Annotated in this window: 20 protein-coding genes; 14 read left to right on the forward strand and 6 right to left on the reverse strand. The window is 73.6% G+C overall.

Annotation, left to right across the window (positions count from 1 at the left end):
• Positions 1 to 2 precede the first annotated feature (2 nt).
• From KV557_RS17855 to KV557_RS17890, 8 genes are all read left to right on the forward strand, one after another.
• The gene (locus tag KV557_RS17855) at positions 3 to 1,085 is read left to right on the forward strand and encodes an isocitrate/isopropylmalate family dehydrogenase (RefSeq protein ID WP_308129952.1); all 1,083 of its coding nucleotides are present in this window, start codon (positions 3 to 5) and stop codon (positions 1,083 to 1,085) included.
• Positions 1,082 to 1,747 carry a cysteine hydrolase family protein gene (locus KV557_RS17860; RefSeq protein WP_218201354.1) on the forward strand — a complete coding sequence of 222 codons (666 nt, stop codon included), beginning with the start codon at positions 1,082 to 1,084 and terminating at the stop codon, positions 1,745 to 1,747. Before KV557_RS17855 ends, KV557_RS17860 begins: the two co-directional genes overlap by 4 nt.
• Positions 1,748 to 1,797: 50 nt before the next feature.
• Positions 1,798 to 2,664 (forward strand): SAM-dependent methyltransferase, encoded by an 867-nt coding sequence (locus KV557_RS17865; RefSeq protein WP_218201519.1) that lies wholly within the window; start codon positions 1,798 to 1,800, stop codon positions 2,662 to 2,664.
• 17 nt (positions 2,665 to 2,681) lie between these two features.
• Complete coding sequence (locus KV557_RS17870; protein ID WP_218201356.1) at positions 2,682 to 3,323, forward strand: alpha-ketoglutarate-dependent dioxygenase AlkB; 642 nt, start codon at positions 2,682 to 2,684, stop codon at positions 3,321 to 3,323.
• A gap of 106 nt (positions 3,324 to 3,429) precedes the next feature.
• A complete protein-coding gene (locus KV557_RS17875; protein WP_218201357.1) occupies positions 3,430 to 4,179 on the forward strand; it encodes a VOC family protein in 750 nt (249 codons plus the stop codon).
• Position 4,180: 1 nt separating this feature from the next.
• Entirely contained in the window at positions 4,181 to 4,513 is a 333-nt protein-coding gene (locus tag KV557_RS17880) for a TfoX/Sxy family protein (RefSeq protein ID WP_218201359.1), read from the forward strand.
• Between the two features lie 577 nt (positions 4,514 to 5,090).
• A complete protein-coding gene (locus KV557_RS17885) occupies positions 5,091 to 5,837 on the forward strand; it encodes an alpha/beta hydrolase family protein (RefSeq protein ID WP_256177571.1) in 747 nt (248 codons plus the stop codon).
• Between the two features lie 21 nt (positions 5,838 to 5,858).
• Positions 5,859 to 6,374, forward strand: a complete 516-nt coding sequence (locus KV557_RS17890) for an SMI1/KNR4 family protein (protein WP_218201361.1) — start codon at positions 5,859 to 5,861, stop codon at positions 6,372 to 6,374.
• 44 nt (positions 6,375 to 6,418) lie between these two features.
• On the opposite strand, the gene KV557_RS17895 is transcribed toward KV557_RS17890, so the two are convergent.
• Complete coding sequence (locus KV557_RS17895) at positions 6,419 to 6,967, reverse strand: universal stress protein (RefSeq protein ID WP_218201363.1); 549 nt, start codon at positions 6,965 to 6,967, stop codon at positions 6,419 to 6,421.
• A gap of 199 nt (positions 6,968 to 7,166) precedes the next feature.
• Positions 7,167 to 7,838, reverse strand: coding sequence for a TetR/AcrR family transcriptional regulator (locus KV557_RS17900; RefSeq protein ID WP_218201365.1), 672 nt, complete (start codon positions 7,836 to 7,838; stop codon positions 7,167 to 7,169).
• A 95-nt stretch (positions 7,839 to 7,933) separates the two neighbouring features.
• Here KV557_RS17900 and KV557_RS17905 point away from each other — a divergent pair, with 95 nt between their 5' ends.
• On the forward strand, positions 7,934 to 8,764 hold the full coding sequence (locus tag KV557_RS17905; protein ID WP_218201367.1) for an MOSC domain-containing protein: 831 nt from the start codon (positions 7,934 to 7,936) through the stop codon (positions 8,762 to 8,764).
• An 88-nt stretch (positions 8,765 to 8,852) separates the two neighbouring features.
• Here KV557_RS17905 and KV557_RS17910 read toward each other — a convergent pair whose 3' ends face one another.
• The gene (locus KV557_RS17910; RefSeq protein ID WP_218201369.1) at positions 8,853 to 9,245 is read right to left on the reverse strand and encodes a ribonuclease; all 393 of its coding nucleotides are present in this window, start codon (positions 9,243 to 9,245) and stop codon (positions 8,853 to 8,855) included.
• A gap of 291 nt (positions 9,246 to 9,536) precedes the next feature.
• Here KV557_RS17910 and KV557_RS17915 point away from each other — a divergent pair, with 291 nt between their 5' ends.
• Together KV557_RS17915 and KV557_RS17920 are read left to right on the forward strand one after the other, a co-directional pair.
• Positions 9,537 to 11,069, forward strand: coding sequence for an acetyl-CoA carboxylase carboxyltransferase subunit alpha/beta (locus KV557_RS17915; protein ID WP_256177572.1), 1,533 nt, complete (start codon positions 9,537 to 9,539; stop codon positions 11,067 to 11,069).
• Positions 11,070 to 11,575: 506 nt separating this feature from the next.
• Positions 11,576 to 11,950 carry a transglycosylase SLT domain-containing protein gene (locus tag KV557_RS17920; protein ID WP_256177573.1) on the forward strand — a complete coding sequence of 125 codons (375 nt, stop codon included), beginning with the start codon at positions 11,576 to 11,578 and terminating at the stop codon, positions 11,948 to 11,950.
• A gap of 210 nt (positions 11,951 to 12,160) precedes the next feature.
• Here KV557_RS17920 and KV557_RS17925 read toward each other — a convergent pair whose 3' ends face one another.
• Positions 12,161 to 12,613: an HD domain-containing protein gene (locus KV557_RS17925; RefSeq protein WP_218201372.1), complete on the reverse strand. Its 453-nt coding sequence runs from the start codon at positions 12,611 to 12,613 to the stop codon at positions 12,161 to 12,163.
• A 155-nt stretch (positions 12,614 to 12,768) separates the two neighbouring features.
• Between KV557_RS17925 and KV557_RS17930 the strand changes: the two genes are divergently transcribed.
• Together KV557_RS17930 and KV557_RS17935 are read left to right on the forward strand one after the other, a co-directional pair.
• Positions 12,769 to 13,695, forward strand: a complete 927-nt coding sequence (locus tag KV557_RS17930; protein WP_218201374.1) for an AEC family transporter — start codon at positions 12,769 to 12,771, stop codon at positions 13,693 to 13,695.
• 157 nt (positions 13,696 to 13,852) lie between these two features.
• A complete protein-coding gene (locus KV557_RS17935; RefSeq protein ID WP_218201376.1) occupies positions 13,853 to 14,212 on the forward strand; it encodes a hypothetical protein in 360 nt (119 codons plus the stop codon).
• Positions 14,213 to 14,274: 62 nt separating this feature from the next.
• Here KV557_RS17935 and KV557_RS17940 read toward each other — a convergent pair whose 3' ends face one another.
• Positions 14,275 to 14,709: a MarR family winged helix-turn-helix transcriptional regulator gene (locus KV557_RS17940; protein WP_218201525.1), complete on the reverse strand. Its 435-nt coding sequence runs from the start codon at positions 14,707 to 14,709 to the stop codon at positions 14,275 to 14,277.
• Positions 14,710 to 14,873: 164 nt separating this feature from the next.
• Here KV557_RS17940 and KV557_RS17945 point away from each other — a divergent pair, with 164 nt between their 5' ends.
• A complete protein-coding gene (locus tag KV557_RS17945; RefSeq protein WP_218201378.1) occupies positions 14,874 to 15,770 on the forward strand; it encodes an alpha/beta fold hydrolase in 897 nt (298 codons plus the stop codon).
• A 41-nt stretch (positions 15,771 to 15,811) separates the two neighbouring features.
• On the opposite strand, the gene KV557_RS17950 is transcribed toward KV557_RS17945, so the two are convergent.
• Positions 15,812 to 16,480, reverse strand: a complete 669-nt coding sequence (locus KV557_RS17950; protein WP_218201380.1) for an ArsR/SmtB family transcription factor — start codon at positions 16,478 to 16,480, stop codon at positions 15,812 to 15,814.
• Positions 16,481 to 16,583 lie beyond the last annotated feature (103 nt).

The raw sequence follows: 16,583 nt of genomic DNA on the forward strand, positions 1-16,583 counted from the left end.
AGGTGAAGCCGGTCATCGGACTCGCCGTCGGCCGAGGAACCGGGGCGGAACTCGCCACCGTCTTCCAGCAAGTCCTCGGCAGGATCGCGAAGTTACACCGCACCGACATCGAAATCGTACGGTCGCCGCGGACGTACCACTCGTACGTGTCCCTGAAGGCCGAGGAGGGGGACGTCGAGCGGATCGGCCGGCTCACGCACGAAGACGCCACCCACTACGAGGAGTTCTGCCGCGAGCAGGCGCGACTGGGCACCGCGGCCGTGTTCCGCACGGCGATCAACGCGCAGTCGCTCTACCTGGTGCGGCAGCGGCTCCAGGCGGTCAAGGTCGAGCCGATCGCCGCCGGGGACGCGTCGCTGCTGCTGGTCCGGGACGAGGCGCAGGGCTTCTACACCGGGGAGAACCGCCACTCCCCCGGACTGGTCACCCGCACCATGGAGTTCAGCCGGGAGATCACCGAGAAGATCCTGGACTTCGCCGTCCGCCGCGCCCGGCAGGAGTGGCCCGGCCACGGACCCGAGCGGGTCGTCATGGCCTACAAGTTCCACCTCCTCGACGGCGCCCTCGACGACTGGGTGGCCGAGAGCTCGGCCCGGCACGGCACGCCCGTCCGGCTCTTCCAGCCGGACACCGTGAACCGCAACCTGATCACGCACGGCCTGGCGGACCGCACCGTCATCGTCGCGAGCAACGAGTGGGCCGACATCATGCACGTGGTGCTGCTCGACCGGTTCGGCGAGGAGCGCCAGGAGAACCGCTGCACCCAGAACGTGTACCTCCACCCGGCGTTGAACGGGCTGGTCGAGTACCAGACCGTGCACGGCTCCGCCGACGACCTGGAGGGGACCGGCCGCGTCAACCCGACCGCGACCGTACGGGCCGCCGCGCAGATCGCCGAACTGCACGGAGGCTGTCCGGGCGCGGTCCGGGCCACCGAACGCGCGCTGGCCGCCGTCCTCGACCAGGGGATCAGCACCCCCGACCTCGGCGGGCGGCACTCCACGGGCGCGATGGTCGACGCCGTGCTCGACGCGCTCGACGCGGAGGAGCCGGACCCCACCGACGCGTTGGCCACCCGGTCATGACCGCCGGGACCGGGAACGGCACCGCGCTGGTCGTCGTCGACCTGCAACACGACTTCTGCACCGGACCGGTCGCCGCCGCCCGCTACCCCGGCGACCCCACCCGCCTGGAGACGGTGGCGGCCAACACCGCGCGTGCCGTCGACGCGGCACGGGCGCACGGCACCGAGGTCGTGTTCGTCCGCTTCCTCGGCGACGTCCATCACCAGCGGGCGGCCTGGCGGCTCCGGGACTCCGTCCAGGGCAAGCGACCCAAGTGCCTCGACGGTACGCGGGGCGCGGAGTTCCACCGGGTGGCGCCCGCGCCCGGGGAGGCGGTGTTCACCAAGCACGCCTGCTTCGACGCGTTCCTCGACGACGGGTTCGAGCGGCACCTCGTCGAGCGCGGCACCGAGCACCTCGCGTTCACCGGCCTCTTCACCGACGTCTGCGTCGACTCCACGGCCCGCACCGCCTTCCAGAAGGGCTTCCACATCACCGTCCTGCGGGACTGCACCGCGGCACTCCACCTGCCGGACGAAACGACTCTGCAGTTCATGAGCCGCTTCTACGGCGCCCGCGTCACCACCCACGACCAGGTCGCCACGTGGTCGCGGACCCCCGAGGAGAACGGCACACGGGAGAACAGCACACAGGAGGACGGCACAGGGGAGGACGGCTCGTGACCGGGCCGGCCACGAGCGGTGTCGAAGCGGGCGTGGGACTCACCGCGCTGATGGTCGCGGCGGCCCGGGCGATCGAGACCCACCGCCCCGACGCCCTGGCCACCGATGTCCACGCCGAGCACTTCGTGCGCGCCGCCCGCGCGTCCGCGCAGTGGCCCGTCCACCCCCGACAGGTCCCGAACGGCGACGCCGACCCCCTCTGGGGTCGGCTCGGCCGCTACTTCGGCCTGCGGACCCGGGTCCTGGACGACCACCTCCTCGCGTCCGCACGCACCGGCACCCGCCAGGTCGTCCTGCTCGGCGCCGGGCTGGACACCCGCGCGTTCCGGCTGGACTGGCCGCCGGGCCACACCGTCTTCGAGCTCGACCGGCCGGACGTCCTCGCCTTCAAACAGCAGGTCCTCGACCGGCTCGGCGCCACCCCGACCGCATCCCGCGCCCTCGTACCGGCCGACCTGCGCGACGACTGGGCCGAAGCCCTGATCACCGCGGGCTTCCGGCCCGAGGCCCCCACCGCCTGGCTGGCCGAGGGCCTGCTGCTCTACCTCCCACCTGCCGCCGAACGGGCCCTCGTCGACACCGTCGACCGGCTCAGCGCCGACGGCAGCACCCTGGCCTACGAGGCCAAGCTGGGCCTGGAGTCGTCCGCCGTCCGCTCGAACCCGGTCTACCTGGCGGCCCGCGACCGGATCGGCGTCGACCTCCTCGCCCTGTTCGACGCCGAACCCCGCCCCGACACCGCCGCCGACCTCGCCGAACGGGGCTGGTCCAGCACGATCCGCACCCCGTTCGACTTCAGCCACCACCACGGCCGCGGCCCCCTCCCCGAACCGAACGACACCCTCGCCGCCAACCGCTGGGTCTTCGCGGAGAAGGCCCGACGACCGTCCCGACTGTTCGAGCACATGTTCGAATGAGCGCGTACGCTGAAGCCATGCACAGCACCGTCCACCTCCAGCCCTCGCTGTTCGACGACCTCGGCGAGGACGGCGTCCGCCTCGGTCCGCTCGGCGGAATACGGCGGCTGGTGCTCGGCGACGGCGCGTGGCTGGACGTGCTGCCCGGGTGGCTGCGCGGGGCGGACCGGGTGTTCGAACAGCTGGCGGCCGACGTGCCGTGGCGGGCGGAGCGGCGGGAGATGTACGAGCGGACGGTCGACGTGCCGCGGCTGCTCGCCTCGTACGGGGAGGGCGCCGAGCCGCCGCATCCGGTGCTCGGGGAGGCGCGGGACGCGCTGAGTGCGCACTACGCGGAGGAACTGGGCGAGCCGTTCCGGACGCTGGGGCTCTGCTACTACCGGGACGGGCGGGACAGCGTCGCCTGGCACGGGGACCGGATCGGACGCGGGGCCCGGGAAGACACCATGGTGGCGATCCTGTCCGTCGGCGAGCCGCGCGCGCTGCTGCTGCGGCCCCGGCACGGGGGCGGGACGGTGGTGCGGCAGCCGGTCGGACACGGGGATCTGGTGGTGATGGGCGGCTCGTGCCAGCGGACCTGGGAGCACGCGATCCCGAAGACGGCACGGCCGGTGGGGCCGCGGATCAGCATCCAGTTCCGGCCGCGCGGCGTGACCTGAGGCGCCGGGCGCGGCCTGAGGCCGCCCGGCATGGCGTGAAGCCCCGGATTGCCGCCCCGGCACCAAGGGCGGACGCTGGCCTGTGGGGGCGAGCGCAGGAGGCGGCATGCCGAAGGCGGGCAGGTACCGCGAGGGCGTCCCGTGCTGGGTGGCGCTCGCGGTGCCGGACGTCGAGCAGGCCCGGCGCTTCTACGGCGGGCTGTTCGGCTGGGAGTTCGTCGCGACCGGCCCGGCCGAGCTGATCGCCACGCTCTACGGAGCTCAGGTCGCCGCCGTCGGACCGCCGGACACGCCGGCCGCGTGGCTCACCCGCCTCGCCACCCCGGACGTCCACCGCACCGCCGCCGCGATCCAGGCGGCGGGCGGGCGCCTCGTCCGCGAGCCGTACGAGGTGCCCGACCAGGGCCGGGCCGCGCTGGCCGCCGACCCGCTGGGCGCGGTGTTCGGGCTCTGGCAGGGCGGTCCCGTCCCGGGCGCGGGACTGGTCAACGAGCCCGGCACGTTCACCTGGAACGAGCACCTCTCCCCCGCCCCGGACGCCGCGCGCGACTTCTACCGGCAGGTGTTCGACTACACCTACGACCGGCCGCGGGACGGCTACACCGTCTTCCGCGCCGACGGCCTCCCTGCGGGCGGCATCGGCCCCGTCGACCCGCCCGGCCCGGCGGCCTGGCTGACCTCCTTCGCGACCGCCGACGCCGACCGCGCCACCGCACACCTGCGCGCGCTCGGCGGCACCGTGCTCGCCGGACCGGAGCCGACGCCCTTCGGCCGCTCGGCGCTCGTCCGCGACGACAGCGGGGCGGTGTTCACCCTGATCGCCGTCCCACCCGACGAATCGGCGGAGGCAGCCTGAGATGACCCGCAGAATCCCCGACCCCGAGGACCGATTCGCCTCCCTCGTCGAGGAGTTGGCCGCCCTGGACGGCGTCGCACTGCCAAGTGCGGGGCGCCGATTCGGGTCCGACGCACTCAAGGCGGACGGCCACATCTTCGCGATGCTCTCGGCCGGCCGCCTCGTCCTCAAGCTCCCCCGCACCCGCGTCGACGAACTGGTCGCCGCCGGCGAGGGCGCGCACTTCGACGCGGGCAAGGGCAAGCCGATGCGCGAATGGCTCGCCCTCGACCCCGCCTCCACCCTCCCCTGGCCCCAACTCGCCTGCGAGGCCTACGCATTCGTCCGCCACTGAACCCGATCGCAAGTGACCGGGGACGCGTCTCCGGCCTGACCTCCCGCATGACCGCCGCCCACGTCCGCGCCCTCGGCCCGGTCGTCGCCCAGGCCGGCCTGCGGATCTCCCGCGAACTCGGCTCCGACCGCCAGCCGTCCTGACCCCGTGCCGGTGTCCGCAGGGCAAACGCAGAAGAGGCCCGGCACCCAGGCGGGTACCGGACCTCGTCCGACGGTAGAGCGCCAGGCCCGGGTTGCACGGACTCTCCCTACTGAAAGTAGGACGTGCTCTGGTAGCACCGCTGACGCCTGACGAGAGATCATCTCCCTCGCAACGAGAAGAACATTAGCAGGTCAGCACCCCTGCGCCGAACCAGGCCGGCAGACCCCGAAACACAGAAAAGGCCCGGCACCCAGGCGGGTACCGGACCTCGTCCGACAGTGGAGCGCCAGGCCCGGGTTGCACGGACTCTCCCTACTGAAAGTAGGACGTGCTCTGGTAGCACCGCTGACGCCTGACGAGAGATCATCTCCCTCGCAACGAGAAGTACAGTACCAGGTCAGTGGCCGTACACCGAACGGGAGGGGAACCCCGCATGACAAGCGCTCGACCCGAGACCCCGGCGACCCCCGAGGCCCCCGAGGCCGCGGAGGTCGTCCACTACGCCGACGGGCGGCCGATGGACGTCCACCGCCCGCCGGCCGGGACCGCCGGGCCGGTACCCGTCGTGCTGCTGTGGCACGGGCGGGGGCCCGACGAGCGGGACGTGCTGCGCCCGCTGGCCCAGGAGGCGGCCGGGCGCGGGCTGCTGGTGCTCGTGCCGGACTGGCGCTCCGACCGGGCCGACGCCGGTCGCGCCGAGCTCCTCGCCTCCCTCGCCCACGCCCGCCGGGCCGCGCCCGCGCTCGGCGGCGACCCGGACCGGCTCGTCCTGGCCGGCTGGTCGCTGGGCGGCCGGGAGGCCGTCGCCGTGGCTGTCTCCCCCGCCACCCCCGCCGAGCTGCGGCCCGCAGCGGCGGTCGGCATCTCGTCCAGCTACTCCCGCCCGGCGGCCACCACCGGCGAGGTGCCGCTCGACGTCCTGGCCGAGCGCCCCTCCCCCGTCCCGCTCTGGCTGGTGCACGGCACGGCCGACGAGGTGGTCGGGCCCGAGCACACCCGGAAGCTGAGCGAGGTGGCCACCACGGCCCGACTCCACGAACTCCCCACCGACCACGCGGGCGTGGTGATGACCGAGTACGACCCCGCGGCCAACCGCTGCCTCCCGGCGACCACCGCCGGCACCCTGGACGCCGGCCGCCGGACCGCCGCCATCCTCGCCCAGGCGGCCGGCCTGTCGTAGGTTCATGACACGCTCGCCGCCATGGACGACGACGCGTTGATCGAGCGGGTGCGGCAGCGGGCGATCGCAGACGGCACGCCGCCGGCCGCGCCGGCGAGCGCGGAGGAGGTTGCGGCGGCCGAGGCGGCACTCGGCCTCGCCCTCCCCCCGCTGCTGATCCGGCTCTACCGCGAGGTGGGAGACGGCGGCTACGGCCCCGACCGTTTCCTGCTCTGGCCGTTGAGCCGGATCACGGCCTCCTACCCGCGCGGTGCGGGCTGGCCCGCCGGGGTGCTGCCGGTGCTGGACTGGGGCTGCGGGATGTCGGGCGCGGTGGACTGCCTGCGCCCGGGCGCGCCCGTCCTCCTCCACGAGCCGAACGCGGAGCGGGACGACCCGGCGCAGACCTGGTTCGAGGACTCCCCCTCACTCTCGCAGTGGCTGGCGGACTGGCTCGACGGCCGCGCCTGGTGGGAGGAGCACGTGATGGAGGAGCAGGACTACGAGATGCTCCCGGCCTGGCCGGACGCCGCCGCCCGGATCGCCTCCTCCGGCTGATCCACCCGCGTCCTCGGAAGGCCGTTGGCGAGCAAGCCGGCCCGCTACTGCCCCGCCGGCACGAAGCTCACGCCGTGGCTGCGCTCCAGCGCCTCCAGTTCGCGCTGGAGCGGCGGCTTGGGGACGGCCAGCACCGGGCAGGTTGCGTGCCGGACGCAGTAGGCGGTGACGGACGGGCGCAGCACGCGGGCGAGCCGTCCGCGGCTGCCGGCGCCGAGGACGAGCAGGTCGCCGGGGCGGTCGGCGCAGCGGACCAGGGTGTGGCCGGTGTCGCCGCGGACCGCCTGGCAGCGCAGCCGGACGCCGGCGAAGCCGCCGCCGAAGGCCTCGCCGAGGGCCTGGCGGAGGCGGGCGACGGCCGCGTCGCGGCTCGCGGTGATCAGCGGCGGGCAGGGGGTGCGGCGGTAGCCGGACTCGCCGCCGGTCGGGGTCCAGCAGAGGACGGCCAGGACTTCGGCGTCGGTGCGGCGGGCTTCGGCGACGGCGTGGTGGAGGGCTGCGAGGCTGCCGAGGGAGCCGCTGACGCCGACGACGATCCGGCCGCGGCCGTCGTCGGGTACGCCCGCCGCCTCGGGTGTGCCGCTGTCCGCCATGGTCCGTCCCGTCCTTCCGCTCGTGTCGTCCGAGCTCGTGTCGTCCCAGCAAAGCGGGAGGGCACGGGCGGAGGGCCCGCATTGACGGGGTTCTGACGCGCGGGCGGGTGATCCGTACGCACTCCTGATACGTGGAACGTCCCTCCCCCGTACCGGAGTTCGGCGGCTCATGTGCAGGGCGACTTGCGTGCCGGGCGGCTCATGCGCTGGGCGGCTCGGCCTCCCAGAGGTCGGCGAACATCCGGTCGAGGTGTTCCTCGCCGATCGGCGGGACGGGCAGCGGGTGGGCGGCGCGGGCGCGGAAGCCGTCGAGGAGGAGGGCGAGGTAGCGGCGCCAGAGGTCGGGGCGCAGTTCGGTGGTGGCGGGCAGGGCCCGGCAGAGCGGGCCGAGCATGAACAGCAGGTCCATGGTGACGACGTCGCGGCGCATGGTGCCCTGCTCCTGGGCGCGGGCGATGAGGGCGCCGACGGTGGCGGCGTGCTGCCGGCTGATCTCGATCATGCCGGGGATGGTGGGGATGGCCTGGGTGACGAGGTCGTTGATGCCGCGGTCGGCGGCGACGAGTTCGAAGATCCGCTCGAAGTAGCGCTCGATGGCGGTCCAGGCGTCGGCGGCGGCCAGGGCCTCCTCGCCCGCGCCGACGAGCGTGGCACCGGCGTCGGCGAAGACCTCGGCGATGAGCGCGTCCCGGGTCGGGAAGTGCCGGTAGAGGGTGGCGTTGCCGACGCCGGCCTCTTTGGCGATCTGGTCCAGCGGGACGTCCAGGCCGTGCCGGGAGAACATGTCGCGGGCGGCGGCGAGCAGCAGGTCGCGGTTTCGCTGGGCGTCGCGCCGGAGCCGTCCCGGGGGGTTCGCGCTGCTCGGTGCCATGCCCCGAACCCTAGCAACCGGCGGGCGAGGAGCCCGCGGACGACGGCGCGGGCGGTCAACTACCCTCACGGGAAACGGGGAGGGACGGGGAGATCATGGCCGCCGTGGTGGAGTTGCGGTACTACCCGATCAAGGGATGCGCCGGCATCTCGGCCGAGCGGGCGGAGCTGGCCCCGGCCGGGCTGGCCCACGACCGGGCGTTCATGGTCGTGGACGAGCAGGGCGTCTTCCGCTCCCAGCGCCGGGACCGCCTCCTCGCCACCGTCCGCCCGTCCGTCGGCGAGGACGGCCGTCGGCTCACCCTGGAGGCGCCGGGCGCCGGGCCCGTCACCGTCCCGGTGGACACCGAGGGGCCGCGCCGCAAGGTCGAGCTGTTCGGCGCGCCGTTCTTCGGCATCGACCAGGGCGAGGCCGTTGCCGACTGGCTGTCCGAGGTGCTCGGCGTCCGCAGCCGGCTGGTCCGCGTCCCGCCCGAGCACGACCGGGTCACCGACGGCCTGATCCCGGGCACCTCCGGGTACGCCGACAGCTGCGCCGTCCACCTGCTGTCCCGCGCCACGCTGGACGACTTCAACGCGCGCACCGGCGAACTCCCGCTGCCGGTGGACCGGTTCCGCCCGAACATCGTGGTGGACGGCTGGGACGAGCCGCACACCGAGGACCTGGCGCGCCACATCGCCGTCGGCGACGCCGAGTCGGGCGCCGAGTTGGGCTACGCCAAGCTCGCGGTCCGCTGCGCCGTGACCCTGGTCGACCAGACGACCGGTGCCAAGGCCGGCCCCGAGCCGCTGCGCACCCTGGCCCGCTACCGCCGGGCCGCAGCCGGCGGGGTCGCGTTCGGCAGCAAGTTCGCCGTGCTGCGCCCCGGCACCCTGCGCGTCGGCGACGGGCTGACGGTGAGCACCTGGGGGCCGTCCGAGCTCTGAACTCCCTCGCGCGGCACAGCCGGTAGCCCCGGCAGCGCAAAGCCCCGGCGAGTGGATCGCCGGGGCCGGGAGCGAATGGAGGACGGACTCAGCAGGTCTGGTCGATCAGCGAGAACGTGGCGTAGTGGTCGCCGGTGTAGTAGTCCTCCTGGCTGGCCTGGCCGGTGATGATCCGGCGGGCACCGCGGGTCGGGGCGCCCGGCGTGATGACGGTGTACTCGTGGTAGTAGCCGTAGGACTGACTCGGGAGCACCTGCTCTCTGTTCTGGAACACCACGCCGTCCTGGGAGTACGGGAACGGCCCGTCGGTGGCGATCAGGTTGAGGGTGTCGGTGGCCTCCGGCGGCAGGGCGGAGAGACAGACCGTACCGCTCACGTCGGCGTGCGCCTCGGTGGCGACGGCGACGGGCGCGAGGGTCATCAGGGCGACGGCGGTGATGGCGGCAGCGCGGGTCTTCCACGCGCGTAGAGTGCGGGTCATGTCAAACAGTGTGGCGAGCCTCCGGCCCCTCCGGAAGCCCCGCGGAAACTATTTACCAACAGGTAACTTGCTTGCCCAGCAGCCGACTTGACGTGTATTCCGCTCCGCCCGGCAACCACTCCGGCACCCTCCGCGAGGCCGTTCACGAACCACCCCGGCCCCACACGCACCGTGCGTCCCCGGCGAAGCTGTCGACCGGCTCACACCTTCACGACGCTCCCGCCCCACCCCGGCCGGGCCGCATAGAGTGTCGATCGCTTCGGGCCGGGACGATCACTTGACGGGGTGGGCATGGGTACGGGGACTTCGCTGACGGCACACCAGCTCATCGGGCTGCTCGCCGACCCCGGCAGCTTCCACAGCTGGGACGAGCCCGCTTCCGCTGCACCCTCCGACACCGAACCCGCCGACCCGGGCTACCGCGCCTCGCTCGCCCGCGCGCGGGAGCGGACCGGCCTCGACGAGGCGGTCGTCACCGGCGCCGTCCTGATCGGCGGACGGCCGGTGGCCCTGGTCGCGTCCGAGTTCGGCTTCCTCGGCGGCTCGATCGGCGTCGCCACCGCCGAGCGGATCACCCGGGCCGTCGAGCGCGCCACCGCCGAACGGCTGCCGCTGCTCGCCCTGCCGGTCTCCGGCGGGACGCGCATGCAGGAGGGCTCGGCGGCCTTCCTCTGCATGCTGCGCATCACCGCCGCCGTCCAGGCGCACCGGGCGGCGGGCCTCCCCTATCTCACCTATCTCCGGAACCCGACGATGGGCGGCGTCTTCGCCTCCTGGGGCACGCTCGGTCACCTGGTGTTCGCCGAGCCGGACGCCCGGCTGGGCTTCCTCGGCCCGCGTGTGTACGAGGAGCTGCGCGGCGTGGAGCTGCCCGCTGACGTCCAGCGCGCGGAGACGCTGGCCGAGCGCGGCCTGGTGGACGCCGTCGTCCCGCCGCAGGAGCTGCGCGAGGTGGTCCGGCGGTCGCTGGCCGTCCTGACGGCGGTGCCCAGGCCGGCTCCCCTCAGTACGGCGGGACTCTTTAATACAGAGGAGCTCCGTACCAACGAACGCCCCGACGCCTGGGACTCCGTCCACCGCACCCGGCGTCCCGACCGCCCCGGTACGCGCGAGCTGCTGCGCCGTACCGCCGAGGAGCTGGTGCTGCTTGACGCGCCCGGCGGGCGGGACGGCGCACTGGTCCGCGCGCTCGCCGTCCTCGGCGGGCGGCCCGTGCTCGTGGTCGGCCAGCAGCGGCAGACCCCCGACCACGAGCGTCCCTTCACCGCGGCCGACCTGCGGGCAGTCCGGCGCAGCGCCCGGCTGGCCGAGCAGCTGGGCCTGCCGCTGGTCACGGTGGTGGACACGGCCGGGGCCGAGCTGTCCGCGCAGGCCGAGCTGGACGGGGTCGCGATCGAGATCGCGCATTGCCTGACCACCCTGCTCGCCCTGCGCACCCCCGTGCTGGCGGTGCTGCTCGGCCAGGGCTCGGGCGGCGGGGCGCTGGCGCTGCTCGCGGCCGACCGGGTGATCGCCGCCGGCCACGCCTGGCTCGCGCCGCTGCCGCCCGAGGGCGCGTCCGCGATCGTCCACCGGGACGGCGCGCACGCGGCCGAGCTGGCCCGCGCGCAGGGCATCGGCGCGCACGACCTGGCGGAGGTCGGCCTGGTGGACGAGGTGGTCCCGGAGCTGCCGGACGCCGCCGACGAGCCGGCCGCGTTCTGTGAGCGCCTCGGACGGGCGGTCGGCGCGGCCCTCGGCACGCTGGCGGCGGCTACGGAGGCGGAGCGCCTCGCGGCGCGGGCGGCGCGGCACCGCCGGCTGGGCGACCCGCACACGAAGTAGGTCCGCACCCCCAAGAAGGGGGGCCAAGGAGTGTGGCGGCAGTCTCACTCGACAGGAGATCCTCTGCACCCAAAGTGCTTGCGGTGAGCCGTCGAGTGACGACCCCGAGGACCTGAGCAGTGAGTGCGCTCACACGGAAAACCGCTCCACGACGGGCGATAGTGGTGACGCCGCGACCACCGTCGGCGTGCATCAATCGGGCATTCGGGACATTTTGGCAGGTCAGAACGGTTGGCACAGTCCGCGCAGCCGCCCCTCCGAATCCAACGCGGTCACCGCGCGTACGACCTTGGGTCGTAACAAGGGGGTCTTGGCGGGAGCCGATCCGGTCTGCCAACAATTGCTCTCGTCGTCAGCTGCACCGGCTCCTGTCCCGCCGGCCAGCGGCTTACTGCCGAGTCACGCCCCGCGACCTTCGGCCCCTGTCCGGCCATGGTCCAGGACGGGGCGAGACTCGGCCCAACCCGATTGAGGTCCTGCTCTACATGCCCACTTTCAAGCCCCGTATGCGTACCTCTGCCGCGATTCTTGCCGGCGCCGCCGGTCTGACCGCCCTGGGTGCCGCCGTGGTCCCCGCCACCGCCTCCGCCGCGACCGCCTCCCCGAAGGCCATCGCCGCCCAGATCGTCCCGGCCAACCAGCTGGCCTCGTTCAGCCAGATCATCTCCCACGAGTCCGGCTGGAACGTGACGGCGACCAACCCGAGCTCGGGCTCGTACGGACTGGGCCAGGCGCTGCCAGCCTCCAAGATGGCCTCCGCCGGCGCCGACTGGAGGACCAACCCGCGCACCCAGATCAAGTGGGCGCTGGACTACATGAACTCCCGCTACGGCAGCCCGAACGCCGCCTGGGTGTTCTGGCAGACCCACCACTGGTACTAAGCCGACCCTCGGCACACAGCGACTTACACCCGCCTCCTGACCACTCTCCCCCTCACCCCGGGGTCGGACAGGGACCACCGGGGTGACCCGGAAGGGCCCGCGCCCGCGCGATCCGCGTGGCGCGGGCCCTTCCGCGGTTCGTCCGGCCGTGGCTCGTCCGGTCGTGGTTTGTCCGGCCGCGGCCTGTCCGGCCGCGGTCCCCGCGCTCGGTCAGAGCTCCCCGGTGAGCCCCAGCAGCTCCCGCATCCGCGTGTACTTGGCGCTCAGCCGCGCCGCCGTCGCCTCGTCCAGCACGGCGAGCCGGGCCGGGTCGGAGTTGTGGGCCAGATCGGCGCGCTTGACCAGCAGCGCGCCGGGCGTGGCCAGGATCCGGGCGGTGTACTCCTCGACCGGCTCGTCCGGCCGCCGGGTGAGCGCGTCCACGATCGCCTTGGTCTCCTCCGGCAGCGCGGCCTCCGCCAGCCACTCCCGGCTCAGCCGGTCGTCCTCGACGGTGTCGTGCAGCCAGCCCGCCGCGATCTGCGCCTCGCTGCCGCCGCGCGCCGCCGTCCCGCGGGCCACCGCCGCGATGTGCTCGCTGTAGGGGTGGCCGTTCTTGTCGACCTGCCCCTCGTGCGCGCGGCGTGCGATCGTCTCCACCTCGGCCAGGCTCAGATAGTCCATCGGCACATCGTAGGGCCGCCCGACGCTCCGGACCTGGTCCAGGATCCGCCTCTTGACGCCAGTGCTTGACTCCGCTGCTTGACGCCACTGGTTTACTGCCTCGGGCGGGCGGCCCCCGCCGCATCAGGCGCACCGTCCGAGCGATCCGAGGAACCATGCCCACCCTGCACCCGCTGCTGTCCGGATTCGCCCCGATCTGGGCACTCACCGGGGTCGGCTACCTCGTCGGCCGGTCCGGGCTGCTCGGCCCGCAGGCGGAGGCGGTGCTCAGCCGGTTCGTCTTTCACGTGGCGATGCCCGCCGCGCTCTTCCTGATGATCGCCCGCACCCCGCTGGAACGTTTCGCCAACGCCTCGATGCTCGCCTTCGCCGCCGGCACCGCCGTCGCGATGGGCCTCGGGCTACTCGCCGGCCACCTGCTGTTCCGGCGCAAGCCCGGCGAACTGGCGGTCGGCGGCATGGCCGCCGGATACGTCAACTCGGCCAACCTCGGCATCCCGGTGGCGATGCAGGTCCTCGGCGACGCCTCGTTCGTCGCGGCAGTGGTGCTGTTCCAGATCCTGCTGGTCACCCCCGCCGTCCTGGCCGTCCTCGACGGTCGCACGGCCGGGCGCCGCGCCCTGCTCACCCTCCCGCTGCGCAACCCGATCCTGCTCGCGACCGCGCTCGGCGCCGTCGTCTCGGCCACCGGCGTCCACCTGCCCGCCGAGCTGAATCGTTCCTGCGAGCTGCTCGGCGGCGCGGGCGTACCGACCGCCCTCGTCGCCCTCGGCCTCTCGCTGCACAACCGCCCGCCCGCCACCGGCGGTTCGCGCTACGCCGAGGTCGGGCTGGCCGTCGCGGTCAAGACCCTCATACAGCCGCTGGCGGCGTACGCCGTCGCCGCCTTCGTCCTCCACCTGCCCGCACACCAGTTGCTCACCGTGGTGCTCTTCTCCGCCCTGCCCACCGCGCAGAACGTGTACGTGTACGCCCGCGAGTACGGGCAGGGTACGGCGCTCGCCCGGGACGCGGTGCTGTGGTCGACGCTCGTCTCGATGGGGACGCTGTCAGTGGTCAGCTGGTCCCTCGGGTCCGCCTGATCCCACGGCTTCCACTGCTTCCACCACTTCCGCCCGCCTCCACCGTAATCGCACAGGTGTCCACCACCCGTACACGGCACGACAGTTGTCCTCCGGGACCCGTACAGAACGGTGGAATCGCCGCCCGCGCCCGGCCCCCGGTGGAATGCTGGCGGTCATGAGCCACCCGGACTCCCTCCCCGCCCCGCACCTCGCCGACCTCCCCCGCTGTCGGGCCGTCGTCACCCTTCCGCAGGCCGACGTGGACTACTTCAACCACATCCCGCGCGCCGCCTTCGTGATGGAACCGCGCCTGCGCTGCGAACTCACCGCCGACCACGACGGCACCCACTCGGCGCTCCTCCAGGGCGTCGGCTACGACCTGCACTGGGTGTCCTGGCCGGAGTACGCCGTCGAGGTGGCCCCGCGCTGCCCCGAGGCCGCCCCCTACGACGACCCGGAACCGCCGCGCGAGCCCGACGTCTGCCTGCTCCGCGAGGGCCACCACGGGCCGCACTACTGCGACACCTGGTTCTGATCGCTGTTCTGCTCGTTGCTCTGGTCGCCCGCTCGCGCCGTCCGCTCACACCCGCCGTCCGCTCACTCGCGCCGGGCGGCGGCCACCACCTCCGTCATCGCGCGCAGGAAACGTCCGGCCGTCGCCAGCTCCGCCGCGTCGAACCGCCCCATCGCGCCCACCAGATCGCCGATCAGCCCGCCGAAGAAGCCCTGCCCGAGCTCCATCGCCCGGTCCTCGACCACCAGCCGGACCTTCCGCCGGTCCTCCGGATCCCGCTCGCGCCGGATCAGCCCGAGCCGCTCCAGCCGATCCACCAGCCCGGTGGTGCCCGCCGAGTTCAGCCGCAGCGCCTCGCCGAGCCGGCCCGGGGTGACCACCTCCCCGGCCCGGCCGGCGTCCAGCAGGTGGATCAGCGCCCGCAGATCGGTCGGGTGCAGCCCGTTGCGGGCGGCGAACTCGGCTCCGAACAGGTCGAGTTCGACGGTCAGCCCGCGCAGCAGGTGGATCAGCCGCATCGGGTCCTCGGCCTGCGGGTTCTCGACCTGCGGGTTCTCGACTTCGGACACCCTCTTGTCCTTTCCTGGCACGGCATGTGGAACTATTCTCTCGCTCGACGAGATACTTGTGCAGCGAGATACTTGTACAGCGAGTGATTCCATCATCCCAGCGGAGGCCCCGCATGTCCGCACGCACCCCGTCCGCACACCCTCAGTCCGAACGCACCGCCCCCTTCTTCGCCGCCTACGACGCGCTCCTCGCCCGCTGGCCCGCCCCCGCCGAGGCGCTCACCGTCCGTACCGCCCACGGCACCACCCGGGTCAACGCCTGCGGCCCGCGCGACGGCCGCCCCCTCGTCCTGCTCCACGGCGGCGGCGCCACCTCCACCACATGGTTCGCCAACGTCGGCGCCTGGGCCGCCGCCGGACACCGCGTCCTCGCCGTCGACCTCATCGGCGACCCGGGCCGCAGCGTCCACGACGGCCGTCCCCTCGGCGGCGTCCCCGGGCTGATGGGGTGGCTCGACGCCGTCCTCGACGAGTTGGGCATCCAGGAGGCCGACCTCTGCGGCCACTCCTACGGGGGCTGGATCGCCCTCGAATACGCGCTGCACGCCCCCGGGCGGGTCGGCCGGCTCGCCCTGCTCGACCCCACCCAGTGCTTCGCCGGGTTCCGCCCCGGCTACCTCCTGCGCGTCCTGCCGCTCTTCCTCCCCCGCCGTACCGCCGCCCGTGCCCGCTCCTACGTCGACTGGGAGACCGCCGGCACCCCGCCCCTCGACCCCGGCTGGCGCGAGGTGTACGCGCTCGGCTACGCCGACTTCCCCGCCTCGCGCGTCGTCACCGGCCCCCGGCCGACCCCCGACCGTCTGCGCACGCTCACGGCGCCCACGCTCGTCCTGTTCGCCGAGCACAGCCGCACCCACGACGCCCACCACGTCGCCCAGGCCGCCCGAAGCGCCCTCCCCGACGCCACCGTGGTCGTCCTGCCCGGGGTCGCCCACAACAACCTGCCGACCGCCGGAGCGGACGAGGTCAACCGGCGGCTGACGGACTTCCTCGCCGCCACAAGGGGGTGACCGGCGCTCAGGGGCGAGCGCAGTCGTCGGCCGGCGCCGGGTCAGGCCGAGGCCCCCGCGGCGACGGGGAGTTCGGCCAGGCGCCACTCCAGCATGCCGTCGTCGAGGCGGATCGCGCGCCGCCCCTCGGCGCTCAGCAGCCGGACGGCGTCGTAGGCCAGCACGCAGTACTCGCCGCGGCAGTAAACGACGACCTCGACGCCCTCCGGCAACTCGCCGATGCGGTCGGCGAGTTCGTCGGCGGGGATGGAGAGCGCGCCGGGAATGTGGCCGGCCAGGTACTCCTCGACCGGCCGGACGTCGAGCACGACGATGTCCCCGTCCGCCACTCGGGCACACAGTTCCTCGCTGGTGACCTCCGTCGCGTCGTCCTCGCCGAGGTAGGCGTCCAGGGCGGCGGGCACGGCGGCCTGGTGCCGCTCGGCGACCTTGCGCAGCAGCGCCAGCAGCTGCCCGACATCCTCGCCGGAAAGGCGGTAGTGGATGCGCACGCCCTCGCGGCGGGTGGCGACGAGCCCGGCCTGCTTGAGCGCCTGGAGGTGCGCCGAGGCGGTCGTCAGGTTCAGCCCGGCCGTCCTCGCGAGCGCGTCCACGGTGCGCTCGCCCTGGGCGAGCAGGTCGAGCAGCTCCAGGCGCTTCCCGCTGGCCAGGGCCTTCCCGCTGGCCGCGAACGCCTCGTACAGCCGCGCCTTCGCACCGGTCTGGGGCATGACATCCTCCGCACACTAATCCATCAATCCATGGAACATGGTACGCCGCACTCGACCCGCCCGACCGGCTCTTCCGGGAGCATTATCCATAGATCCATGGAAC

Source organism: Kitasatospora aureofaciens, assembly GCF_019192735.1.
GTDB lineage: Bacteria > Actinomycetota > Actinomycetes > Streptomycetales > Streptomycetaceae > Kitasatospora > Kitasatospora aureofaciens_A.